This is a genomic window from Muricauda brasiliensis, assembly GCF_003057865.1.
Taxonomy (GTDB): Bacteria; Bacteroidota; Bacteroidia; order Flavobacteriales; family Flavobacteriaceae; genus Flagellimonas; species Flagellimonas chongwuensis.
Genome location: NZ_QBTW01000001.1, coordinates 336,864 through 359,412, shown reverse-complemented (window position 1 = coordinate 359,412; position 22,549 = coordinate 336,864). Strand labels below are relative to the sequence as shown.

Here is a 22,549-nt window from a genome sequence, read left to right as displayed (position 1 = left end):
AATTGCAACGTTTTTATGTCGACTTTGAGAGTGATGGCAAACTTTGTGTTCATTAGACTTTGGATTTGTAAAATACTTATTTTGTTCAAAAAAGATGGCTGAACATTTAATTTTTTGAATCCAAAAATTGTTGTATTGAAATAAACAAAAGATTAGCAATGTTTTGCATTCCCTTATCCCCAGGATGGATTCCTATCCCATCTACCTTCCAATCATTTTTTCCTTTTGGATAATCAGTTTCATTTTTTGCGTAGTTCTCGGGATCAATCAATGTCAAATGGGAAAGGTCGACCAAATCAATGCCCGTTGCCATGGCGGCATCCTGTATTATTTTATTCTTCTCCAGTGAAGGAAAGAATGGAGTGGTAGCGATAATATGTCTCTGGCTATCCGATTTGAACGAATCAATCAGTTTGATATATTGTTTTCCGAAGAGTTCTAATACCGAAGCATTTGCCCCATCCACATTTTCACCCAATTGAAAAACCACAATATCTGGATTATAGTCTTGGAGTTCCTTTACTGTCTGAGCATTCCAGCCCTTGGGCTCCCTTTCAAACGTGGCAAAGTTGGATATCCTCATGCAGACCTTATGATTGGGACGCTTTACCTGAATAGATTGAAATAGTTGATGGGCATAGTCGTTTTCCTTTTTGGAAGCGGCCATTCCGCTATTATGGTGCCATCCGATTCCGGGCGCAATTCCATGATAGGAAAGACTGTTCCCTATGATCAGCAGTTTGAGTTCATTGCCTGTACCGGTGTTACAAGTATCGATATAAGAGGGAATAAAAACATTGTTCATTTGCCCTAACATCTCTTCTTGCCTTTTTTTTGAAGTGTTCGTAACATCTTTTGGCTTTATGGCACAGCTCCAATTAAATAATATGGTTAGTAGGATGATTGCTGTTGGACTTTTCAATTTAGATTGTAGCATGTATTTATGTATTGAACGTTCTCGTAGCGTTCATTCTCTAGAAGTTCGACTTTGATAGTTCTACCGATGCTTCTGATATCCCTCAGATTACTTTCACCCGTAAATTTACCAGACTATTTTTTTTTAAGTGTTCTGTACTGTTAGGTATAATTGCCAAAAGAACCAAGAACTGGACTTGTAACAGAAAAATAAACGATTAGATGAAAGCCATGCCGTTGATTTTGGTTCTGTCTCATTAAATATGAATTAATTTTAGGACTTACCAACAACATTGATTATGTAGGAGGCTTAGCTCATTTTCAAAAACAGGAATATCATATTCATACCGCTGAATCGCTTTACTAAGGTCAAGGAGCTCTACGAGACTGTTTTTATGACAAGGAGTTTCCCATGAAAAGTTTTTAGGAAAAGATATTGGGACTGAATATTCTGGAACGTTTGGGCAAAAATAAACCGACGACCAAAATAGGCCCCCGTACACTTATAAACTCAAGGTATCCACAAAACAAGAAATCGGGATGCTGGCCGATGTCTTTGAAAAATTGTAAGTAAGGAGGAATCTAGCTTTTATAAAAACCGATTTAAAAGGAATCCTAGCCAACAATGAGTGGTTTTTTGGGACAGGATTGTATATTTAATGGATAGCAATCTCTTTGGTCAACAAAGATTGTCCATATGGTATAAACATAACATAAGCACATAAAAATGAAAACAAGATCAATTTTACTAATTGGGGTCTGCCTTATTGGGCAAATCGCAATGGCCCAAACCGAAGTTGTAACCGGAGTAGATGTGGCCGTTACCGATACCGAATCCGGAAAAGTCCGCGGATTTATCCAAAATGGAATATACACTTATAAAGGAATTCCCTACGCGACAGCAGAGCGATTTATGCCTGCAAAAAAAGTAGCATCTTGGGATGGAGTCAGGAGTTCCACTATGTATGGCCCGGTAGCTCCGTTGATGACACCTACCACACAGGTGCAAGATGAATCAGAATTCGTTTTCGACCATGACTGGGGATACACGAGTGAAGATTGCCTTCGGCTTAATGTTTGGACACCTAGCATTGATGATAACAAAAAAAGACCCGTACTTTTTTGGATTCACGGAGGAGGATTTACCGCAGGCTCAAGTCAAGAACTACCATCATACCATGGGGAAAATTTGAGCGCCAAAGGCGATGTGGTCGTGGTTTCTATCAATCATAGATTGAATATTTTGGGCTTTTTAGATCTTTCCGCCTATGGTGATAAGTACAAACATACACCCAATAATAGTATGTTGGATATTGTAGCTGCCTTGGACTGGGTAAAGAACAATATCTCGAACTTTGGTGGAGACCCTAATAATGTGACGATTTTTGGCCAGTCTGGGGGTGGGGCCAAAGTGAATACATTAATGGCCATGCCCAAGGCCAAGGGATTGTTCCATAAAGCAATTAATCAAAGTGGCTCCTTTAGGGGAAGTCTTTCCAAAAAAGAAACAACAAGAGCGATTGCAGCCGAGGTACTAAAGGAACTCTCATTATCGGAGGACCAAGTGGATAGCCTTCTAACTATTCCATTTGATAAATTAAGTGCAGCGGGAAGTGCAGCATTGCAAACAGTGGCCAAACAAATGAAAGCAAAGGGTATTGTTCCCGTGGGAATGAGCCTTAATTGGGGCCCAAGTATGGATGGTACTGTACTTCCTCAAGATTTGATGTCCGATGGGGCATTTGAACTTTCCAAAGACATTCCTTTGATGTTGGGAACTACCAAAAATGAATTTACCCCGTTTATGAACGGACGCTTTTTTGGTGCATCCGAAGAAAAAGTGATGGCACATATCAAAGAAACGTACAAGGACAAGGCGGATGATTACGTATCAGCTGTAAAAAAGGCATATCCAAACGACACAAGACCTTCAGACCTTTTGGATATCGATGCTACTTTCAGACCTGGGGCCGTTTTCCAAGCGAATAAAAAGTCGCAATTGGATAATGGTGCACCTGTGTACATGTTTATGTTCACATGGCAGTCCCCGGTTTTTGATGGGAAATACAAGGCACTACATTGTATGGAACTCCCATTTGTTTTTGATAATGTGGAACGGGCCAGACAAATGACTGGAGGCGGTCAAGAGGCCCATGTTTTAGCCGATAAAATGAGCAGTGCGTGGATAAACTTTGCCAAAAAAGGAAATCCCAATCATGATGGATTACCACAATGGCCGCAATACAATCCTCAGAATACAGTGACCATGTTTTTTGATAACAACTGCGAAGTTAAACCACAACACGACAAGGAATTCTTGGCTTTGATAGCTAAGTTATAAACCGATCCTATATCTAAAAAAACGAAACAATGAAATTATTTTCAAAAACAATTGCTACCCTTATATGGGCGGGTCTTCTTATGTTTATTTCTTGTGGTTCCCCAACTACAGAAATTGAAAATCTCCGGGTGGCCTATGCTGAAAGGCCCTTGGCCGTTGAAGATGAAAATCCATTGTTCGGTTGGCAGATGAAATCCGAGGTAGTGGGGCAGCAGCAGCAAGCTTATCAAATAAAAGTTTCCAAATCTGATGGCAACCAAGTTTGGAATAGTGGAAAGGTCGAGAGCGGTATTTCCAATAACATCTCTTACAAAGGGGAACCTTTGGAGCCAGAGACGGCCTATACTTGGGATTTAACCGTTTGGGATGCCGAAGGGAAAATCTATAATCAAGAATCCAGTTTTGAAACTGGGTTGATGAATCCTGAAATATCCGCCTGGGATGGTGCACAATTTATAGGCACCAATACTTTGACCTTGGATGCCACGTCTGCATTGCTCTTTGATATAGAAACTGATTTTCAGATTATGGAAGGGAATACAGCGTCTCTTATTATTGGAGCCAATGATTTTAGGTTCAATAATAAGTTTCAGAATATCAATAACATGGGAGGTGAAAACTACCTCCGATTGGAAATTGATATTTCAGGGGTGGGCAGTTCCAAGGGTGCACTCTTGAACATCTACCGTGTTGGTTTTGATAAGGACGATTCGGCCAAGAAACCTTATATGACCATTTCCAAGGCCAACTACCCTCAAACCAATATTAATACATTGATTACACCGGGCAACAAATCCCAAATGAACAAACTCAAAATCGGAGTTAATGCTAGCAATATTGTAATCAAAATTAATGGGGAAAGGTTGCTTTTGGAACCTGAAGACCCCAACAACCCCATACCTCCACAATTTAGGGAAGTAGGTTTTTCGGTTACAGGTGCCGGTGGAGGAAACTTTTTGACATATCCTCATATAAATTCAATAGGTTTTGCTGCAGAACCTGGCACAAAGGCAATCTTTAAGGATTACAAAATTTTGAATGCTGGAAAAAGTGATCCAAACAATAGTGAAGTCTTTGGAAAAGATATAGGGGCCACTTATGCCATATTCAAAGATTTTGAAGGTCTTTCCATTAATCAAGACGGTATCATCGAATTAGGGAATACTACTGATACAACCTTGATTCAATATGCAGACCCAAGTCATGGCTCCGCGACCATGTTGCGCTCAGAATTTAATACAGGAAACAAGAATATCGCCAAGGCAAAACTGTATGTTACTTCAATGGGTTCCAACGAGGTATATGTCAATGGTAATCGAATTGGTGAAGATTGGTTTGCACCCGGAGCAACCCAGTTTCGGGAAACTTTGGGGTACTACGCTTACGATGTCACCAAAAACATTAATCAAGGGGAAAATGTGATTGGAGCATTGGTTTTTCCTGGCTGGTACACAGGTTATATGACCTATACACCTGCAAACTTCAATTTTTTTGGAGATACCGAAGCTTTGTTGGCCAAATTGGTCATCACTTATGAGGATGGGAGTGAACAAACTGTGGTTACTGACCCAGATACATGGAAAACATTTACAGAGGGTCCAGTGGAATACGGAAGTTTTTTTCAAGGGGAACGCTACAATGCCCTCAAAGAAGAACACATTGCGGTTGATGGTAAAATAAATGGCTGGGCCACCACGGCATATGATGATTCAAAATGGGCCAACGCAGAAGAAGTACAATCAAGGGATTGGATAGATTTTGAAATCGTGTCCCGTTACGACCGACCTGTACGGGTTGTGGAAGACCTTCAGTCGACGGAGGTAATGAAAGTACACAGTGAAGATGAAAGGACATACACTTACAATATGGGTGTCAACATGGTGGGCGTTCCCTCCATTACCGTTCCCCAAGGATGGCTCAAAAAAGGGGATACCATCATTTTGAGGTATGGGGAACAAGTCTACCCTGGACTAGATGGGGATGAACCTCAGTATATTGATAGGTATGGGTATGAAAATGGTAAGGGTATTGCAGGACGTATCCTCACGGAGAATTACAGAGCTGCCATGGCAACCGATTTTTATATTGCAAAGGATGATGGTCAAGTGGTGATTCAACCAAGAACAACTTTTAGGGGCTACCAATATGTGCAGGTCACTTTGCCCAGTCATACAGGGCCATTGCCATTGGAAAATGTAATAGGACTATCGCTATCTTCGGATGAACTGCCCTCGGGGACTTATGTGGCCACTACTACGGATGGAGCCACAGGGGAATTAGCAAACCAACTCTTTAAAAATATACAGCGTAGTCAATTGGGGAATTTCTTCACATTGCCCACCGATTGCCCACAACGAAACGAGCGTATGGGGTGGACGGGAGATGCACAGGCCTATACAAGAACGGGAACCTATAATTCCGATACCTACAATTTTTTTAGACAATGGATGGTGGCCTTGCGCGATGACCAAGGCGTTGGAAGTGAAACCGAGGCCGCCGGAGGAATCGGAAGTACGGTACCCACCTACAACATGACTGATGATACGAGCTTTGCCAATGGAACCACATGGGCCGCAGCCGTTTGTATGGTGCCTTGGCAGTTATATAGTCAGTACGGCGACACCAAGATCATAGAGGAGAATATGGAAACCATGCGACTTTGGCTGGATGGTATGGATCATTATGATTTTAGTGAAGAATATACCTATCTATCCGCTAAAACCGACGGACTTGCCGATTGGTTGGCCATGGACAACAATACTCCGCCAGAGTTGGTTAACAATGCCATCTATATTTATATGATGGAGGTGACCGCCATTATGGCCGATGCCATTGGAGAAACAGATTACGCCAATGTATTGCGAGACAGGCATCAAAAAGCAAAAGGAGAATGGAACCGATTTTTTGTAGATCCTGTATCGGGAAGGAGCAAGAATCCTGAAGGACTGATAGTGCATTCACAATCTTCATATGCGACCCCGCTTAATTTTAATGTGTTCAATAATCAAAACAAGCCAAAGGCCGAAGCCTATTTGGCAGAACTTGTAAAGGAGCCCTCCACCAGTAATACAAAGCCTGATGGAACTAGGGTAACCTATCCCATGAGGGAAGGCGCCTTGGGTGGTTTTGGCATGAATAGCGAGCAGGTTACCGAAGATTTTCTACCCTACACCATAACCACAGGTTTTTCGGGCACACCGAATATTTTACCATCTTTGAGCCGAGGAGGCAAGGTTGATGAAGCGTACAAATTGTTTTCAAGTACCGATTACACTTCTTGGTTGTATCCCGTTACTAAAGGGGCAACTTCTATTTGGGAGCGTTGGAACGGGTTTAAGGCTGCTTTCAAGGAAAACAACGAAAACAGGATGAATTCCTTCAACCACTTTGCCCTGGGTGCAGTTGGCCAATGGATGTACGAGTTTCAATTGGGCATCACTACCGACCATCAAAATGGAGAGGCTGGTTATAAGCATTTTGTTTTACAGCCACAGGTAGCCGGTACATTCGAATCCCTATCAGGTAGTTATGAATCAAATTATGGGAAAATATATAGCAGTTGGACTTCTGATGGCCAAGGAAACATGATATCTTACAAAGCAACTGTCCCGGCCAATACAAGTGCAACGCTTTATTTGCCAATGGGAACAGAAGGAGAAGATTCCTTTAAACCGATTAAAGGTGTTGAATTTAAAGAAATAGGGCAACGCCATGGAATCAAAGTCGGCACCTATGAGCTTAGTTCCGGTACATTTGAGTTTAATTTGAAGGATGGGGCAGTAAAAGTCAAGACTTTTTAGGATATTCGGATAACCGATCAGGCCAACATTAGTATAAGGTGAATGTGGTAATTTTAATGTATTCACCTTATACGATGTACATATTGAAAGGCTTGGCATACTGACCAAATACATTCCTTTACCAAAAAAAATCTTTAGTAGTAGACCTATTTAAAGATTTTTTTATAATTTGTTAACGTTTTTTGGTACAATTTCAATTGGTTTTTTACTAAATCCAAAAGGTGAAAACAATTCTTCTTTTATAGAGAAGACCTCTTTGGGGGAGGTTTACATCATATGTCACTTTCGCGTTTAAGGTATTCGCTACTTGATTTAGTTTGATCTGTAGCGTTTCTGTGGAGAAATAGAAAAGGCATATAACTAAGTTTATGTTGATTCCTTTTTGCTTTTCCACATTAAAATGAGAGGCGAAAAAATGGACCAAGACAATTTCAAAAATGAATCTTACCTAATTGCGCAGTTAAAGAGTGGCTGCAAAGAGGCCTATGGTCACCTTTTTAAATTGTACCATGGGGAGCTTTGTAATTACATGACAGCGATTTCCGGGAATCCAAAGATTGCGGAAGATATAGCGCAGCAAACCTTCATTAAAATATGGGAGAACAGAAAAAAACTTTCCTTATCCAAAGATAAACTGAAAAGATACCTCTTCAAAGTAGCTTATAATCTGTTCATTGATTCCCAAAGAAGAAAGAAAAAAGAGTTTGAATTGCTCGAAAACCTTAAACAAGAAGCCTATTTAGAACTGGTCGATGCAGATACATCCCTTTTTGAGGAACGACTCAAAAGAGTTGAGATGGAAATAGATAATCTGCCCGAGCAGTGCAAAAAAGTCTTTATCATGAGTAAAAAAGAAGGGCTCAAGTATAGGGAAATTTCCGAGCAGCTGCATATTTCAATTAAAACGGTAGAAGTACATATGGCTAAGGCCATGAAACGCTTGAGAGCACAACTCACCTCATTTTTATAAGACTTTCCCTGCCCAAAATATGCTCGGCATGTAACATCTGTTGTCTAAAAATTCTTCAAAATAGCAGGTTACTTCATATTTAAAATGTTAAAAAAATAAATTTATGTAAGGGTTTTTTGAAAAAGTTGCGTCTCTTCTAAAAGTGACAATATTTTTCAAATGACCAAAATTGATATCAGAAGAATAATTACCAGGTATATCAACCAAGAAGCTTCTCAAGAAGAATTGGCCATTTTATATGAATGGGTAAAGAAGGGAAACAATAAAGAGGTTTTCAAAAAATTAGTACAAGCAGATTTTTTGGTCAACTATGAGGATAAATCTTGGCAAACTGAAGAAGCTTTTGAAGACTTCCTACATACAATCAAGAAAAAGGAAACCGTGAGGGTTCGGCCCTTATATGCCCAAAATCATATATGGAAGTATGCAGCGGTTATAATGATCACTGTCGGCTCCTCATTGTTCTTTTTGTTGAACCAAGAAACAGTTGTTAACGTCCCAGTGGATGATGCCCCTGACCAGATAACACTGCAATTGGACAATGGGGAAGTACTTACCATTGACCCTGAATCCGATGCCACTATACAGAGTAAAAATGGGAACACGGTGGTATCTATGGTGAAGGGTATGCTGTCCCAAAAGCAAGAAAAAGGAAAGAAGGATAAGGTTAGTAACAATACAATCAGGGTGCCATTTGGGAAAAATTTATCCATAACCTTACAAGATGGTTCGGTTGTAATGCTCAATTCAGGGTCTAGTATCACTTATCCATCAAGTTTTGAGGGAACCGATACCAGAGAGGTGAAACTGAATGGCGAGGCATTCTTTGAAGTTGCCAAAAACCCACAAAAACCATTCATCGTAAAAACGGAGGGCATGTATACCCAAGTATTTGGGACTGTTTTCAATGTTTCCGCATATGAGGATGATGGTCCGGCAGAAGTGGTTCTGGTAGAAGGTTCCGTAGGTGTGGGCAATCCGGCCAACTTAAATTCAAGGGATATACAAATGCTCAAACCTTCGCAAAAAGCAACCAGTGTTGTTGGCGGCGACACGGATTTTATGGTCGAAGATGTTGATGTTGCCTCATATATATCATGGACCAAAGGAATTTTAGCATTTGAAAATGAATCCATGGGACAAATCATAAAAAGGCTACAGCGCCAATACAATATAAAAATTTACAATACATACAAGGAGTTGGATGAGCGGAGGTTCACCGGAATGTTCGATGAAGAAAATATAGATCATGTGCTAAGAACCATACAGGCCCATACCCACTTTAGCTATGACAAGAACGATAATGTAATAACAATTAAAAATCCTAATAAACAGTAGTGCCTATGATGTGAAAACCAATTAAACCAAAAAACAATTACTAACTAACTAGACTTTTCAATTATGAAAAAAACCAAAACTAAACCTGCCATTGTACCAAGGCTGGGCAAAAGATTACTGTACGGATTTTTCTTGCTTTTCATGTTCGGCCAAGTAAATGCCGCATCCTGCGCTCAATACGATAAGGTGGAGAAGAGCTTTTACCAAATAAAATTGGGCGAGGTGTTCGAGACCGTTACTGAGTCCACTGGCTATAAATTCTTTTATGAAGCCTCTGAGGTGGATGTTGACCGAAGAGTGACCATAAACGGTAAGAACCTTTGTATACAAGATTTTTTAAAGGAAATATTCAAGGGGACCGACCTGTCATTTGAAATCATCGCTAGGCAGATTGTTATAAAGAAGAACAGAAAGTCACTGCCAAGTTTAACCCCACAGAGCAAGGTAAATGCAGAAAATCCTCAGGCCAATCTTACGGGAACGGTATTGGACGAAGCAGGAATACCGCTTGCCGGGGCCACAATAATAGCCAAAGGCACAAGTGAAGGGACAACCACTGATTTTGATGGAAACTTTGCCATTACACTGCCTGCGGGAGTTACCGTGATCCAAGTGACTTATATTGGCTACAAAGCAAAAGAAGTAAATGTGGCGGGGCAAACATCCATAACCGTGACCATGGAGCAGGATGCTGCTGCCTTGGAAGAAGTTGTGGTAGTAGGTTATGGTACCTTGGCCAAGAAAAAGGTTACAGGTTCCGTAGTTTCCATTACCCCCGAAACCATCACGGAAGTACCAGCACTTACACCGGAAAGTGCACTTATTGGCCAAGTAACAGGGGTACAGGTACAAGAAGTTTCTGGTGAGCCAGGAGCTGCACCGAACATTCGTGTGAGGGGTTCGGGTTCCATATCTGCAGGTAACGACCCATTGTTCGTTGTGGATGGAATCCCAATTTCCCGTAACCTTACCTCTTCAAGTCAATTAGGAGGTATTAATAACAGGAGTGCTGCTTTTCAACCACCGACTATTAATCCATTGGCCACATTGAACCCGAACGATATTGAATCCATTCAGGTTTTAAAAGATGCCAGTGCAGCGGCTATTTATGGTTCCCGTGGTGGTAATGGGGTTCTTTTGATCACCACTAAGAAAGGTTCTAATGGGGAAGAAGGTGTTTTTTCTTTTGACTCTTATGTGAGCATGCAATCCGTGGCCAATAAATTGGATTTGATGAACGCACCTGAATTGATTGATTTTACCAGAGATGCCAGAAACAATGCATATCTCCAGGCAGTAGATGGAGCCTCGGTAGACGACCCTATTGGGCCTGGCGACAGGGGCAACGCCAACTATGAATTGCCAGAATCTTTCTTGAACTGGGATGGGACAGATACTGATTGGCAAGACCTCATGTTTCAAACAGGAATAGTGCAGAGCTATAATTTTTCATATGCTTCGCCTATCAGGAACAAAACAAGCTTCTATGCATCAACAGGGTATTTCTCTCAAACAGGCGTTATTGATAAAGCAAAGTTTGAGCGTTACTCCATATTGTTGAATCTGAATTCCCAATTGACCGAAAGATTGAACTTGGATTTGAGATTGGCGCCGACCGTTACCGAGAACCAAAGGGTACCTGCCAACTCTCCATATTTTGGAACGCCTCCGGGAATTGTTTATTCGGGAATAGTCCATTCGCCTACGGTTAGCCCGTACAATCCAGATGGAACCATCAACCAATTGAACAACCAATCCTATTTGGGAGGCGGGACCACCACGGCAAGTAACCCATTGGCCATTATTGAGGCAGTGGACGATAAGATTTTCCAATTTCAGACTAGGGGAAACCTTGGGCTAACGTATGATATTCTTCCCGAGCTGAGCTTTAAAACTTTTGGAGGGGTGTACATCAACTTATTCAACCAAGATTTTTACAGGGCCAACACGCTTTTGTTCAGAAACTCGGCGGATGGAAACCCTTATGGTCAGGCCTCTTCCTCAACAGAGACCAATTGGCTTTGGGAAAACACACTTAATTGGACAAAGGAGTTTGGTGATCATTACATAGATGCAGTTTTGGGCTATACCGCCCAGAGGGACAATTTGTCACTACAACGCGTTCTGGCAAACAACTATCCGGATGATCTAGTACCCACAGTTAGCGGGGGGCAAGTATTTGGAGGAACATCTGTTAAGGAGCAATGGTCCTTGTTGTCGTCTCTTTTTAGGGTAAATTATAGTTATAAGGATAAATACCTTTTTACGGGGACGTTCCGTTCCGATAAATCATCAAGATTTGGACAGAACAACCAAACAGGATACTTCCCTTCCTTTTCGGCGGGATGGAGAATGAACGAGGAGGAGTTTTTGGCCGACTCCGAAACCATATCTGAACTTAAACTACGTGTAAGCTGGGGACAAACAGGAAATTTTGAGATTCCAAACTATGGTGCCGTAGGATTATTATCACCTCAGAACTATAACCTTGGAGGAAACGAAATCAATGGACTTGTACAGAGCACAATTCCGAATCCAAACCTTACTTGGGAGAAATCCGAGCAAGTGGATGCAGGTATTGAGTTGGGTCTTTTCAATAACAGAGTATTCCTTTTGGCAGATTATTACGATACAAGAACAAGAGACCTGTTGCTGAATGTGGCCATATCATCAGTGTCTGGATTCGAGACAACTTTGCGAAATTTGGGAGAGGTGAAGAATACAGGTTTGGAGCTTGCATTGAGCACCAAAAACTTTGTAGGTGATAACTTCACTTGGAATACGGATATCAACTTTTCTACCAATAAGAATGAAGTTCTTTCCCTAAATGAGAGCAATGAACCGATTTATTCTTCAGGAAGTGCGGGCGTAAGGCACGTAACACGGGTTGGAGATCCCATAGGTAGTTATTATGGCTATGTAGTGGACGGTATCTATCAATCTCAAGAAGAAATAGATAATGCTCCGTTGGATACCCAAGCGCCCGATCCGGCACCAGGAGATTTTAGATTTAAGGATATTGATGGTGATGGAGAGATAACCCCAGATGATAGAACAGTTACAGGAAGTTACTTCCCAGACTTCACATGGGGAATCAACAACCGATTGACCTTTAAGAATATCGATTTTAGCTTTTTGATACAAGGGGTTGAAGGCAACGAGATTCTTAACCTTACTTCAAGACATATGAAGAACGGAGAGGCCAACTTTAATTCCTATGCAGTTTTCAACGAGCGTTGGAGGTCACCTTCAGAGCCCGGCAATGGATACATACCAAGGGCAGATAGGGAATCTGGAAACCATGGCAACAACAACAGGCCCTCCTCTTTTCAAGTGGAAGACGGATCTTATATACGCTTAAGGAATGTGACCTTGGGCTACACCTTGCCGACCGACAATCTTTTTGGAAGCAAAATCCAAAAACTTAGGTTCTATGTTACGGGAACAAACCTCTTTACCATTACCGATTACCTCGGTTATAACCCAGAGGTCAGTAGCATTACCACGAATAGTTTAACACCTGGAGAGGATTATGGAGCGTTTCCGCTCACCAAGTCTTTCACACTGGGATTAAACCTAAAGTTCTAACCTAAAAACGGAAAAAAATGAAACGAATTCTATATATAATGCTATGTACGGTGCTAGCTACCGGATGTAGTGAAGACTTTACAGATCTCGCACCAATTTCCAATAGAAACGAGGCGGACTTTTACAACGATCCCGAAGATTTTGAAGTGGCCATAAATGCCAGCTATGCTGGATTGCAGAGCACAGGGACTTACGGACGCGGCTATTGGACAATGTTCGAAATGCGAAGCGATAATACCGACCAAGGACCCGATGCCACTGGATTAGCCCGTCAGTACACCGAGATAAACTCCTTTACAGAAGATGCGTTGAACGAGCAGATAACCTCTGCATGGAGCGACTCCTACAGAGTAATCTCCAACTGTAACGTAATCTTGGATCGTATCCCGGAAATAGAAATGGACGCTACTTTAAAGAACCGGGTAACCGGTGAAGCCCTGTTTATCCGTTCTTTGGTGTATTATCACTTGGCCATTGGCTTTGGAAATATACCGTTGCAATTAACTCCCTATGTATCTGGTGACGAGCTTGTTCAAGTGGACCAAAACACTGTATTGGAGCAATTGATAACCGATTTGACCACTGCCGAAGGCAACCTTCCCGTGTCATATTCAGGAAGTCAGGTAGGCAAGGCAACAAAAGGAGCTGCAGCTACCTTATTGGCCAAAGTATTGTTGACCATGGGAGATAATGGTGCCGCAGAAACTGTTTTGAGACGAATCATCTCCGATTACGGTTACGAATTATTGCCTAACTATTCGGATTTATGGGGCGTTGCCAATGAAAATAATGCAGAATCCATTTTTGAGGTTCAGTACATCAGTGGAGGTATTGGCCAAGGAAGTCTTTACACCAACGATTTTTCACCCAGCACCGATTTACAGACAGGTTCCGGGTTTGGAAGAAACCGTCCAACAGTTTCTATGTTAGAGGCTTACGAAGATGGAGATTTAAGATTTGAACCCTCAATGGGAGCTACGTACGTCAATCTTGAAGGAGAAGTTGTCGAGGCAAGACATGTCAGAAAATACCAATCCGATTTGGCCATAGAGAACGATTCCGACATCAATTTTGTGGTGTTCCGCTATGCAGATGTTCTACTTATGCTAGCAGAAGCCTTGGGTGAAACACCAGAAAGTTATGACTTGATCAACGAGGTAAGAAACAGGGCCGGGTTACCGGATATCGATGCCACTACACCAGGCACTTTTGAGGAAAAGCTGTTACATGAAAGAAGAGTGGAACTTGCCTTTGAGAACCATAGGTGGCCCGACCTAAAGCGCTTTGGTGCCACGGAAAAAGTTATAGAGGCAGAGGATTTTATAACAAGTACGAAAGAGTTTTTCTTTATCCCGCAAAGGGAAATGGATATCAATCCAAATTTTAATCAGAATTAGTATCAAAAATTAATGTTTTCATTCATTAGGTTAGTTTGATTGATCAGTGCACCCAAACCATGGATTTCCTACTTATCACTATGCGCGATAACTGACCTGTAAATGGAATGTTTTTAATGCAAAGGTTTGGTTGCTTCACAAGAGGCGACTAGGACTGGAATTGTAAAATTTTAAAGAAACCATATAATAAAATAGAAAAATGAGAAAGTTAGTAATGGCAGTTTGTTTATGCTTTGCATTTACAACGATTCAAGCACAACAGAAAAAGGCCTTGAATATTCTGGCAATTGGTGCGCATCCCGATGATTGTGATTCCAAGTTCGGGGGAACAGCGGCACTGTTTGCCAAAATGGGGCATAATGTAAAGTTTTTGGCTTTGACCAATGGAGACGCAGGACATTATGCCATGGGCGGTGGCGTCCTTGCCAAAAAACGCCGGCAAGAAGCCAAGGATGCGGCAAAGGCACTTGGCATTGCAGAATATGAAGTGTTGGACAACCACGATGGGGAGTTGTTCCCCACCTTAAACGTACGATTGGAAGTAATCCGTAGAATCAGGGAATGGGATGCAGACATCGTTTTGGGACTGAGACCGAACGATTATCACCCAGATCATAGAAATGCAGGTTCCGTGGTACAAGATGCCGCTTATATGAACATTGTGCCAAATGTGGCCCCGGACACACCACCATTGGAAAAGAACCCGGTTTTTCTTTATATGAGCGACCATTTCAAAAAACCGTACCCTTTTCAAAAGGATATAGCCGTGATTGTTGATGATGTTATAGATACCAAGGTAAAAGGCCTGGCGGCACACGATTCGCAAATGTTCGAATGGTTGCCATGGACCAATGGGGTAGATGTTTCGACCATTCCAACCGGTGAACAAGAACGTTTAAAGTGGCTCAAAGAAAAGTGGATGAACAGAAAGCCGGATGCAAGCACTTTGGAAGCCGTTAAAAAATGGTACCCTAACGTAGATACATCAAAAGTTAACCAAGTGGAGTTCTTTGAAATCTGTGAATATGGAAAACAGCCTACGGATGAAGAGATCAAACAAATGTTCCCAATGTTGGGGTCCAAATAGGTAAATACCACTGACCGCCCAGGTAGCATCCAAATTAAATAACCAACCAATATATCATGGAGACCAGCAAGCCCAAGACCAAAAGATACATCCACATTATAGGACTGGTAATGATCGTATTCTTTGTGATTTCGTTCATAACCAATATCCTAAATTCAATAATCGTGGACGTTAAGGATAGTTTTGACCTCAGTCTTACCTTAACAGGCCTATTGCCGTTTACTTTTTTTATAGCGTATGGCATTATGTCCATACCGGCAGGCTTTTTATCCGAAAAGTATAGTGAGAGGACATTACTTTCAATATCGTTCTTGGTCATGGCGCTTGCTTCCCTGGGTTTTGCCCTATTACCACAATACGGCGTTTTTAGCATAACCTTGTTTGTGTTGGGATGTTGTATGGCGGTGCTTCAAGTAATTATAAATCCAATGTTGAGGGTGGCAGGAGGCGAAGAACACTTTGCGTTCAATTCCGTGTTGGCTCAATTGGTTTTTGGAGCGGCATCATTTTTAAGTCCTTATTTATATAAATACCTGGTAAGCAAGAATAACACAGGTGACACATTTGCGGAAATGTTGCGCGGATGGGTGCCACAGGATTTACCATGGGCATCGCTTTACATCGTTTTTGCGGCGATATCGTTGGTATTGTTTTTCTATGTCTTTTTGACCAAATACCCAAAATTTGAAAAGACCGAGGAAGAAAAGGCCGGAGACACTAGTTCGTATTGGGATTTGTTGAAGAATAAATGGACCATACTTTATTTCTTGGGAATCTTTTGCTACGTGGGCACAGAGCAGGGTGTTGGAAACTGGATATCGCAGTTTTTGAACCAATATCACGGACTGGACCCACAGACAGTCGGAGCCAATACAGTATCCTATTTCTGGGCCATGTTGACTGTTGGTTGCCTATTGGGCTTATTGTTGTTAAAGTTTATGGACAGTAGAAAGCTATTGATTTTGGCAACTTCCATCACCATCATAAGTTTAATTTTGGCACTTACCGGTTCGGAGCAAATGGCGTTGATAGGTTTCCCAATGGTAGGATTCTTCATTTCCGTAATGTACTCCATAATCTTTTCCTTGGCACTCAACTCCGTAAAGGAACATCATGGTTCGTTATCCGGTATTCTTTGTACCGGTATTGCAGGAGGAGCAGTGATACCATTTATCGTGGGAGGCTTGGGCGAACTAATGTCATTAAAATCAGGAATGTTCTTTTTGATAATTCCCTTGGCGTTTATCCTATCCATAGGATTTTGGGCCAAACCCTTGGTGAACAATAAAACCATAAGCTTAAAAAAGGAATAGTGGGCAAAAAAGCAAAAACGGTTTTGGGGGTTGATATTGGCGGAACCAAAATCAAAACAGGGAGAATCTTTGGTGAAGAGGTGGTGCAGACCAGTCTTTCCAAAGTAAACCAAAATGACTCGCTGGAGGATTCGATCTCCAGATTATTGATGACCATTGATGAAGTCATGACCACCGACGTTGAGGCTATCGGTATCGGGGTGCCAGCGGTAGTAGACCCGGATTCTGGCATGGTATACGATGTGCAGAACATTCCAACATGGAAAAAAGTCCCATTAAAAGAACTGGTACAAAAACAGTTCAACGTCCCCGTACACCTGAACAACGATGCCAATTGTTTCGCATTGGGAGAAAAATATTTCGGAAAGGGAAAGCCCTATAAAAATTGTATTGCACTTTCATTGGGAACTGGACTCGGCATGGGGATTTTAATAGACAACAAACTCTACAACGGAGTCTTGTGCGGTGCAGGCGAAATAGGTATGCTCCCCTACAAAGATGGGATTCTGGAGCAATATGCGGGAAGCTTCTTTTTTGAAGAAACTTATGGGGAATCTGCCAAGATACTGTATCAAAAAGCCATGGACAACGATACCGCTGCATTGTCTGCTTTTAAAACGTATGGTGTTCATCTGGGTATTGCCATAAAGGCAATTCTCTATCTGTATGCACCAGAATGTATCGTTCTTGGGGGGTCTATCAGTAACGCGTATACATTTTTCAAGGCTTCTTTGGATGATGCTCTGGATTCATTTGCCTATCAAAAACAATTGGAAAACTTTAAAATCGAAACATCAGATTTGGTGGATTCGCCCATTTTGGGTGCAGCTGCACTATGTCTGTAAAAAATAACTTTACTACACTACACAAATGAGAATAATACTATCACTATTGCTGGCATGTTTTCTGCTCAAATCCTGCTCCCAACCCATAGAGAAAGGGAAACAGGTGGCCATAACGGTAGAAAACAATAAAAAGGGCGCTCCCATAACCTTGGGAATACCTTTCCCAAAAGGAGAATTGAATTCCGTAGATCATCTACGTTTACTCACCGCCGATGGCACGGAAATACCTTGTCAGACCACGGAAGTAAGCAATTGGGGGCCAACGGACGACAGTATCAAATGGGTATGGGTGTTCTTCTTTTCAGAAGATACACAGGACTATGTGCTGGAGTATGGGGATGGCGTGGTGCCCATCCTTCCAGAGAAGAAGGTGGTTTCCATGAACAACATGAGACCTCAGGGCGGAATAGATGTAAATACAGGACCGCTATCATTTTCAATACATAAAAAAGGAAACGGTTTTTTGGATGAGGTCTTTCTTGATTCCAACAAAGATGGAAAGTTTACCGAAGAAGAACTGATCGGTTCATCACCAGAGAAAAACAGAGGATCTTTCTTTGACCTTTTGGACGATTCGGGAATTGATGCGTCCAAAGCAGTGATTAACGAAGTTTTTAGGGAAAAGGGTTCCGGCCCCTTGCACACCATTTTCCGAATAGAAGGGACCTATACCTACAATAGGGAAGATAACAACCTATCACCATTTACCATTTGGTTGCATGCCTATGCAGGCAAGAGCTATATAAAAGTATTGCATACCATGACATATACCGGTATTCCCGACAAGCATAAAAAACAAAAGGGAGAGCACGCGAACATTGCAACGCAGAACAGCGAAATTATTTCGGAGAGTACAGAAGACGATATGGGCTGGACAGAGCCGAACGATCAGATTGCCGCCATAGGACTCCAGTTAAAATATCATTTGGATGATAACGTAAGCGTTTCGATGCCACTTTATGAGGGATCTTGGAAAAATGATGAAGCGGATACCGTTATGGAGGAAGTTGCCGTAAATGATGAAACACCAGTTCAATTATTGCAAAAAGGACCGGATAGACGTAAAAGCATTAGTTTAAGAAGTCTTTATCTTAACAACTTCAGCAAGAAAGGAAAGAACAGTGATTCCGAAGCAGAGTTGGATTTTGAGGCAACCGTCTCCAAAGGTGAAACCAATGTGGCCCAAGCTCAAAAAGCCAAGGGATGGATTAATGTAACCGATGGAAAAAGAGGTGTTGGCCTGGGCATTAAGAATTTTATGAAAGAATACCCAAAAGGTATTGAGGTAGATCCTGTCAACAACATCTTGTTGGGAAGTATCTGGCCCAAAGAAAATGGCCCAATGAACTTTGCCAGGCACAATACAGAGCCAGATGGAGGCATGTTGGACAATTTTGCCCAAGGTATCACCAAAACCACAGAGTTTGTTTATTATTTCCACGATAACGATGCCACAGAATCTGTGGGCGACAAAATGGAGTATGTTACCGAAAGCCCGGTAGCACATGCCACTCCCGAGTGGTACACAAATTCAAAAGTATATGGGAATATGGCACCAGCTTCCCAAGCACACCCAGAGTTTGAAAATGCATTGCAGTATAGATACCAGTGGTGGGCCTATAACCAAAAGAACGAGCCTTGGTATGGCATGTTCAATTATGGTGACGGAAAAAGCTATTTCTTTGATGGCAAATGGGTGCAATGGACCAACAATGAGCCTACTGTAGATTTTATGCTATGGACCAACTTTATGCGTACCGGTAATCCCAAGTATTTTAAAATGGCACAAGCCATGAGTAGGCATACCATGGATGTGGACAACATCCATTGGCCTAAAAAACGAACGTATTACGGAGAGATCAATGATGCCATTGATTTTTGGAATTATGAAGATGAGCCAGAATCCACACCATACCTTGGTATAGGGCGAAGACATGCCAATGAACATTGGTATGCACTCCTGAGTGCCCATGTTTGGATTCAGGGATGGATAGCGGATTATTACCTATCAGCTGACCACAGAGCGTTGGAGGTGGCCAAAATGACAGGAGACACTTATATCAACCGTATTTGGGGAGAGCACGACCTTAGGGGTAGAAGACTATATCTATCTGTGTTAAATCTAGTAGAGTTGTACGATGCGACTAAATTGAAGAAATACAAGGAAGAGCTAGATGATAGGGTTGGTTTAATGTTGGAACTTCAGGAAAGACAAGGGGGCAATTTACTATTGGATAGATATGGATACAGTCAGACCTATGTGGCGCAAGGACTTTATAAATATCAGCAAATAACAGGTGATGAAGAAGTAAGAAAGGCATTGTTGAAGCATGCCAGATGGGTCAGGGACGTACCTCCATTGAACCACGAAATGGAATCTTATTTAGCCACTATTTATCCTTTGTTGCTTGGTTATGAGATAAGTGGTGAAAAAGTATACTTGGACGAAGCATTGGCCAGGGCCGAATTGTTGAAAATAGGTGAGCTTCCAAAGTCACCGGAAGACTATGAAAATGCAGAGGCCTATAGCAAGGACCTTTTGGAAATCTCCAATTTGCCTATGAGCAAGGGACGATTTACCAATTGGCAAACCAACCAAGGGCTCAGGGTATTTGGTTGGACCCACGCATATAATATTCCTTATTTATTGTACTGGATAGACAAGGAGAATATCGATTAAATCTAGTAATCTTCAGAAAGGGATGGTGACGCCGCACATTGGCCGCCGTCCTTTTTTTTTGCACACAACTAAACAACAACAATATGTCATACAAGCGGTTTGGGGCTATTCTTGGCCCTATTCTATTTATTTTGATTCACTACTTTTTTAATGGAGAAGGGCTTTCGCCACAAGGACGGGACATATTGGCTGCAACCGTTTGGATTGGGGTTTGGTGGGTTTTTGAAGTACTTCCGATAGCAGTTACCGCATTGTTGCCCATTGTCCTCTTTCCACTACTGGGAACCATTCCATTGGGTGACACAACCGCGAGTTACGGCCACAAATATGTGTTTTTGTACATGGGAGGTTTTATGTTGGCCATGGCCATAGAAAAATGGAACCTGCACAAAAGAATAGCCCTCCAAATTATAAAGACCATAGGCACAAATATGTACACCATAGTCTTGGGTTTTATGGTCGCGACCGCTTTTCTGTCCATGTGGATTTCCAATACAGCGACTACCGTAATGGTGTTGCCCATGGCAATTTCCATAGTAAAACAATTCAAGGACAACCCCGACACACCCGAAGATGAGAACAAGATATTCAGTAAATTATTAATGCTGTCAATAGCTTATGCCGCATCCATCGGAGGAATCGCCACGTTGATTGGAACACCGCCAAACCTGGTCTTTGCAGGGTTTGTTCAAAAAACTTACGGAGTGGACATCAGTTTTTGGCAATGGATGAAATTTGGTTTACCGGTAGCATCCATACTTTTAATATTGGCGTGGTTATACCTTACTAGACTTGCCTATCCATTGCGTAGATCACGTTTCCCCGGCGGTAAAGAAGAAATCAATAGACTTTTAAAGGAACTGGGACCTCTGGGAAAGGAAGAGAAAATGGTATTGTTTGTTTTTGTTTTGACAGCTTTTTGTTGGATAACCAGATCTTTTCTTTTACAAAAAATCATTCCGAACATCGATGATACCATTATAGCCATTGGGTCCGCCATCCTACTTTTTATTATCCCTGCCAACAGGTCTGGCAAACCACTTATTCAATGGGCAGAAGCCGTACAGATTCCATGGGGGATAATCTTATTGTTCGGAGGGGGGATGGCCATCGCCAAAGGATTTCAAGAAACAGGGCTGGCTGGCTATTTAGGAGGACAAATGGCATTTTTTGAAGGATTGCCCCTCTTTTTATTGTTATTGTTGGTAATCACGTGCGTTAATTTTTTGACAGAAGTTACCTCCAATTTGGCCACCACGGCAATGATGCTTCCAGTTTTAGCTCCACTGGCCTTGACTTTGGGAATAAATCCTTATTTACTGATGGTAGCATGCACTTCGGCAGCATCATGCGCGTTTATGCTACCAGTGGCCACTCCACCCAATGCAGTCGTTTTTGGCTCAGGATACCTTCGGATTCCGGATATGGTACGGGCCGGGTTTTTAATGAACCTTATTTCCATTGCGATTATGTCATTGGCCGTATTTCTATTATTGCCCTTGCTTTGGGATTTTTAAGCGGTGGGTTATTCTTGAGACCGCCTACAACATTGGCTTTAGCACCTCCCAAACATTTTCAGCTACTAATTTTTGACCCTCAACGGTAGGATGGATACCATCTCCTTGATTGAGCTCGGGAATTCCTGCAACATTTTCCAATAGAAAGGGGATTAGGGCAATATTTTCCTGATTTGCCAATGTTGGGAATATGTTTTCAAACTCCGATGTGTATTCCGGGCCCATGTTTGGTGGAATCTTCATTCCGGCCAATATGATTTTGGCATTTGGAAGATCGTTTTGTACTTGATTTATCATTTCCTGAAGGTTCTTTTGGGTCTCTGAAAGCGGAACTCCCCTGAGACCATCATTGGCGCCTAATTCTATGATGACGATATCCATATCATCCTCCAGAACCCAATCCAATCGGTTTTTACCACTTGCCGTGGTCTCACCGCTCAACCCGGCATTGATTACGGTATAGTCCAAACCTAGTGAATCAATTCTTTGTTGGATTACCGATGGGAATGCTTGACCAAGCTCCAGACCATATCCAGCCGTTAGACTATCTCCAAAAAATAGAATCTTTTTGCCGGAGCCAGTAGTTTCTTCCACCACTTCTTCTTCAGCAGAAACTTTGTTATCTTCTTCCTGTTGCTTTTTCTCTCCACAGCTAGCTGCTAAAAGCATCAAAAAATAACAAAACATTAACGACGTGTTGACGGCTGAGTTTTTCTTGATCATGGACAATTTTAGTATTTTGAGAGTTTTAACTAAAT

Annotated in this window: 13 protein-coding genes; 11 read left to right on the top strand and 2 right to left on the bottom strand. The window is 41.9% G+C overall.

Translation table 11 applies throughout. The annotated features are described in order from the left end of the window. Nucleotides 1-106 precede the first annotated feature (106 nt). A complete protein-coding gene (locus tag DCK90_RS01420; protein ID WP_159075726.1) occupies nucleotides 107-937 on the bottom strand; it encodes an SGNH/GDSL hydrolase family protein in 831 nt (276 codons plus the stop codon). Between the two features lie 705 nt (nucleotides 938-1,642). On the opposite strand from DCK90_RS01420, the gene DCK90_RS01415 reads away from it, so the two are divergent. The 11 genes from DCK90_RS01415 (at nucleotide 1,643) to DCK90_RS01365 (ending at nucleotide 21,791) form a co-directional block, all read left to right on the top strand. Further along, nucleotides 1,643-3,256: a carboxylesterase/lipase family protein gene (locus tag DCK90_RS01415; protein ID WP_108244380.1), complete on the top strand. Its 1,614-nt coding sequence runs from the start codon at nucleotides 1,643-1,645 to the stop codon at nucleotides 3,254-3,256. A gap of 29 nt (nucleotides 3,257-3,285) precedes the next feature. Beyond that, complete coding sequence (locus tag DCK90_RS01410) at nucleotides 3,286-7,056, top strand: family 78 glycoside hydrolase catalytic domain (RefSeq protein ID WP_108244379.1); 3,771 nt, start codon at nucleotides 3,286-3,288, stop codon at nucleotides 7,054-7,056. Between the two features lie 415 nt (nucleotides 7,057-7,471). Continuing rightward, a complete protein-coding gene (locus DCK90_RS01405; RefSeq protein ID WP_159075725.1) occupies nucleotides 7,472-8,026 on the top strand; it encodes an RNA polymerase sigma factor in 555 nt (184 codons plus the stop codon). Nucleotides 8,027-8,185: 159 nt separating this feature from the next. Then, the gene (locus DCK90_RS01400) at nucleotides 8,186-9,364 is read left to right on the top strand and encodes a FecR family protein (protein WP_108244377.1); all 1,179 of its coding nucleotides are present in this window, start codon (nucleotides 8,186-8,188) and stop codon (nucleotides 9,362-9,364) included. Between the two features lie 63 nt (nucleotides 9,365-9,427). Continuing rightward, on the top strand, nucleotides 9,428-12,952 hold the full coding sequence (locus DCK90_RS01395; RefSeq protein ID WP_108244376.1) for a TonB-dependent receptor: 3,525 nt from the start codon (nucleotides 9,428-9,430) through the stop codon (nucleotides 12,950-12,952). 17 nt (nucleotides 12,953-12,969) lie between these two features. Beyond that, the gene (locus tag DCK90_RS01390) at nucleotides 12,970-14,349 is read left to right on the top strand and encodes a RagB/SusD family nutrient uptake outer membrane protein (RefSeq protein WP_108244375.1); all 1,380 of its coding nucleotides are present in this window, start codon (nucleotides 12,970-12,972) and stop codon (nucleotides 14,347-14,349) included. Between the two features lie 199 nt (nucleotides 14,350-14,548). After that, nucleotides 14,549-15,436: a PIG-L deacetylase family protein gene (locus DCK90_RS01385; RefSeq protein ID WP_108244374.1), complete on the top strand. Its 888-nt coding sequence runs from the start codon at nucleotides 14,549-14,551 to the stop codon at nucleotides 15,434-15,436. A gap of 56 nt (nucleotides 15,437-15,492) precedes the next feature. Beyond that, a complete protein-coding gene (locus DCK90_RS01380; protein WP_108244373.1) occupies nucleotides 15,493-16,749 on the top strand; it encodes an MFS transporter in 1,257 nt (418 codons plus the stop codon). After that, nucleotides 16,749-17,594 (top strand): ROK family protein, encoded by an 846-nt coding sequence (locus tag DCK90_RS01375; protein WP_108244372.1) that lies wholly within the window; start codon nucleotides 16,749-16,751, stop codon nucleotides 17,592-17,594. The genes DCK90_RS01380 and DCK90_RS01375 overlap by 1 nt, the downstream gene beginning before the upstream one ends. Before the next feature lie 25 nt (nucleotides 17,595-17,619). After that, entirely contained in the window at nucleotides 17,620-20,274 is a 2,655-nt protein-coding gene (locus tag DCK90_RS01370) for an exo-rhamnogalacturonan lyase family protein (RefSeq protein ID WP_108244371.1), read from the top strand. A gap of 83 nt (nucleotides 20,275-20,357) precedes the next feature. Beyond that, a complete protein-coding gene (locus DCK90_RS01365) occupies nucleotides 20,358-21,791 on the top strand; it encodes an SLC13 family permease (RefSeq protein WP_108244370.1) in 1,434 nt (477 codons plus the stop codon). Between the two features lie 24 nt (nucleotides 21,792-21,815). On the opposite strand, the gene DCK90_RS01360 is transcribed toward DCK90_RS01365, so the two are convergent. Further along, nucleotides 21,816-22,514, bottom strand: coding sequence for an arylesterase (locus DCK90_RS01360; protein ID WP_108244455.1), 699 nt, complete (start codon nucleotides 22,512-22,514; stop codon nucleotides 21,816-21,818). Nucleotides 22,515-22,549: the final 35 nt, after the last annotated feature.

What these genes read in the sequence shown, in the direction of transcription:
- DCK90_RS01420 (WP_159075726.1), bottom strand. Translation starts at nt 937, where the DNA reads ATGCTACAATCTAAATTGAAAAGTCCAACAGCAATCATCCTACTAACC.
- DCK90_RS01415 (WP_108244380.1), top strand. Translation starts at nt 1,643, where the DNA reads ATGAAAACAAGATCAATTTTACTAATTGGGGTCTGCCTTATTGGGCAA.
- DCK90_RS01410 (WP_108244379.1), top strand. Translation starts at nt 3,286, where the DNA reads ATGAAATTATTTTCAAAAACAATTGCTACCCTTATATGGGCGGGTCTT.
- DCK90_RS01405 (WP_159075725.1), top strand. Translation starts at nt 7,472, where the DNA reads ATGGACCAAGACAATTTCAAAAATGAATCTTACCTAATTGCGCAGTTA.
- DCK90_RS01400 (WP_108244377.1), top strand. Translation starts at nt 8,186, where the DNA reads ATGACCAAAATTGATATCAGAAGAATAATTACCAGGTATATCAACCAA.
- DCK90_RS01395 (WP_108244376.1), top strand. Translation starts at nt 9,428, where the DNA reads ATGAAAAAAACCAAAACTAAACCTGCCATTGTACCAAGGCTGGGCAAA.
- DCK90_RS01390 (WP_108244375.1), top strand. Translation starts at nt 12,970, where the DNA reads ATGAAACGAATTCTATATATAATGCTATGTACGGTGCTAGCTACCGGA.
- DCK90_RS01385 (WP_108244374.1), top strand. Translation starts at nt 14,549, where the DNA reads ATGAGAAAGTTAGTAATGGCAGTTTGTTTATGCTTTGCATTTACAACG.
- DCK90_RS01380 (WP_108244373.1), top strand. Translation starts at nt 15,493, where the DNA reads ATGGAGACCAGCAAGCCCAAGACCAAAAGATACATCCACATTATAGGA.
- DCK90_RS01370 (WP_108244371.1), top strand. Translation starts at nt 17,620, where the DNA reads ATGAGAATAATACTATCACTATTGCTGGCATGTTTTCTGCTCAAATCC.
- DCK90_RS01365 (WP_108244370.1), top strand. Translation starts at nt 20,358, where the DNA reads ATGTCATACAAGCGGTTTGGGGCTATTCTTGGCCCTATTCTATTTATT.
- DCK90_RS01360 (WP_108244455.1), bottom strand. Translation starts at nt 22,514, where the DNA reads ATGATCAAGAAAAACTCAGCCGTCAACACGTCGTTAATGTTTTGTTAT.